Annotated in this window: 2 protein-coding genes and 1 pseudogene; 1 reads left to right on the forward strand and 2 read right to left on the reverse strand. The window is 74.2% G+C overall.

All coding sequences use genetic code 11. The features are described from left to right. A pseudogene (locus VR45_RS18730) lies at positions 1 to 606 on the reverse strand (NADP-dependent oxidoreductase); the annotation flags it as partial. Positions 607 to 828: 222 nt separating this feature from the next. Here VR45_RS18730 and VR45_RS18735 point away from each other — a divergent pair. Next, complete coding sequence (locus VR45_RS18735) at positions 829 to 1,932, forward strand: NADH:flavin oxidoreductase/NADH oxidase (RefSeq protein ID WP_045940941.1); 1,104 nt, start codon at positions 829 to 831, stop codon at positions 1,930 to 1,932. Between the two features lie 60 nt (positions 1,933 to 1,992). Here VR45_RS18735 and VR45_RS18740 read toward each other — a convergent pair. After that, the coding region (locus VR45_RS18740; protein WP_045940942.1) for an alpha/beta fold hydrolase at positions 1,993 to 2,764 on the reverse strand (772 nt) is incomplete at its 5' end.

A 2,764-nucleotide genomic window follows, 5' to 3' on the forward strand; every position in this document is an offset into this window, starting at 1 on the left:
GCGCACCAGCACGGCGTCGTAGCCGAGTTCCTCCGTCAGCCGCTTCGCCTTGGCGGCCGAGCCGGTGGTGCCGATCACCCGGGCGGCGCCGAGCAGCCGGGCCACCTGTCCGGCCACGGTGCCGACCGCTCCCGCCGCGCCGGTGACGAGGACGACGTCCCCTTCCCGTACGCCGGTCGCCCGGGTCAGCGCGCCGTAGGCCGCCAGGGCGGGCGACAGCAGGGCGAGCGGGTCGAGGAAGCCGTCGGCCACCCGGGTGAACGCGGCGGCCTCGGCCACGGCGTGCTCGCGCCAGCCCAGCAGATGGGTCACCAGGTCCCCGGGGCGCAGCGGCCCTTCGGCGGGCGCGGCCAGGACCTCGCCGATCGCAGGCCCGAAGATCGGGTCGCCGGGTCGGACTGTCGGCAGGACGGCGGAGTCGAGTTCGCCGCCGATCAGGCTGCGCAGCCCGGGGAAGACCACGAAGGCCCGGTTGCGGACGAGTACCTGGTCCGACCCCGGCGCGGCCAGGGGGGCATCGAACACGGCGAAGTCGGCGGGGACGGGAAGCCCGTCCGGAGCGGAGACGAGGCGGACCTCACGGGTGCTGGTGGGGAGTGTGGACATGGGCGAACTCCTGGGTTCGGTGCTGGTGTTGGCGGTGCCGCACGGCCGCCTGCGGGCCGTCCGACAGCGGGACGCTAACCCCTGCCCCGCGCGTCAGGGGCAAGCCCACGCCCGGCCTTTCCAGGTCCACGGCCGAGGCTTGCGATTGTGGCGCGCATGCAACTATTGTTTCCACAGAGATTGCACCTGCAATCACTCTTGGGCCGTCTCCTGGAGTCCGACATGAGCACCAGCCTGTTCACCCCCTTCACCCTGCGGTCGCTGACCGTTCCCAACCGGGTGTGGATGCCGCCGATGTGCCAGTACAGCGCCGCCCCGGACGGCGAGGCGGCGGGCGTGCCGACCGACTGGCACTTCACCCACCTCGCGGCGCGGGCCGCCGGCGGGACCGGGCTGATCATCACCGAGGCCACCGCGGTGAGCCCCGAGGGCCGGATCTCGCCCTACGACCTCGGACTCTGGAACGACACCCAGGTCGAGGGGTTCCGGCGGATCACCTCCTTCCTGAAGGCGCAGGGCACCGTCGCGGCCGTCCAGCTCGCCCACGCGGGGCGGAAGGCGTCGACCGAGCGGACCTGGGTCGACCGGGGCCGGGCCATCGGGCCGGACGAGGCGCACGGCTGGCGGCCGGTGGCCCCCAGCGCACTGCCGTTCGAGCCGGACCGGGTCACGCCCGAGGAGCTCACGGTGGAGCAGATCGGCGCGATCGTGCGGCAGTTCGCCGACGCCGCGCGCCGGGCCCTCGACGCAGGCTTCCAGGTCGCCGAGATCCACGGGGCGCACGGCTACCTCGTGCACGAGTTCCTCTCCCCGCACAGCAACCGGCGCACCGACGGCTACGGGGGCTCCTTCGAGGGCCGGATCCGGTTCGCGCTGGAGGTCGTCGACGCCGTCCGCTCGGTGTGGCCCGAGGAGCTCCCGGTCTTCTTCCGGATCTCGGCGACCGACTGGCTCACCGAGAACCCCGAGGACGAGCGCGAGGGCTGGACCTCGGCGGACACCGTCCGGCTGGCCAAGGAGCTCCACGCCCACGGCGTCGACCTGCTGGACGTCTCGACCGGCGGCCTCGTCCCGGACGCCCGGATCGAGGCCGGCCCCGGCTTCCAGGTGCCGTTCGCCGAGGCGGTCCGCCGCGAGACCGACCTTCCGGTGGCGGCGGTCGGCCTGATCACCGACCGCGAGCAGGCCGAGCGGATCCTCTCCGAGGGCCGGGCCGACGCCGTCCTGCTCGGTCGCGAGCTGCTGCGCAACCCGTTCTGGGCCCGCCAGGCCGCCAGCGCGCTCGGCGCCGAGGTCACCGGCCCGATGCCGTACCACCGCGCATAGCGGCCAGGGCCGCCGCCACGCCGGACGGGCCCTTGCCCGGCCCGTCCGGCGCCGCCGCGCTCAGCGGTCCTTGAACTCCTCGATGGCCCGGCGGGCGAGCAGGTTCAGCTCCTCGCTGCCGGCGTGGCCGGAGTCCTCGACGATGTGCAGGCGGGCACCCGGCCAGGCCGCGGCCAGTTCCCAGGCCGTCCGCACCGGACAGCTCAGGTCGTGCCGGCCGTGCACCAGCACCGCCGGTATGCCGGCCAGCTTCCCGGCGTCGCGGATCAGCTGCCCCTCCTCCAACCAGGCGCCGTGACCGAAGAAGTGGGCGCAGATGCCGGGCACGCCGTTGGGCTCGCCGGACACCACCGCGTCCTCCCAGGCCAGCCAGTCGGCGGCGGCCTGCTCACGCACCGCCCGGTCGGGGTGCGCCGTCAGCCTGGCGTAGGCGGCGAGCAGGTCCCCGTCGCGCTCGGCCGCCGGCACGGCGTCCCGGAAACGCTCCCAGGCCTCGGGCCGGAACTGCGCCACGCCCCGGTAGAGCCAGTCGATCTCGGAGCGGCGGGAGGTGGTCACGGCGGCGATCACCACCTCGCTCACCCGCTCCGGGTGCTGCTGGGCGTAGGCCACCGCGAGCGTCGAGCCCCAGGAGGCGCCGTTGACCAGCCAGCGCTCGATGCCGAGGTGTTCGCGCAGGCGCTCGATGTCCTCGACCAGGTGCCGGGTGGTGTTCAGGGCCATGTCCACGGCCGGGTCCGAGGCGTGCGGGGTGCTGCGCCCGCAGTTGCGCTGGTCGAAGCGGACCAGCCGGTAGCGGGACGGGTCCCAGGCCCTGTCTCTTATACACATC

The sequence above is a fragment of the Streptomyces sp. NRRL S-495 genome, assembly GCF_000966955.1.
In the GTDB taxonomy this organism is placed as follows: domain Bacteria; phylum Actinomycetota; class Actinomycetes; order Streptomycetales; family Streptomycetaceae; genus Kitasatospora; species Kitasatospora purpeofusca.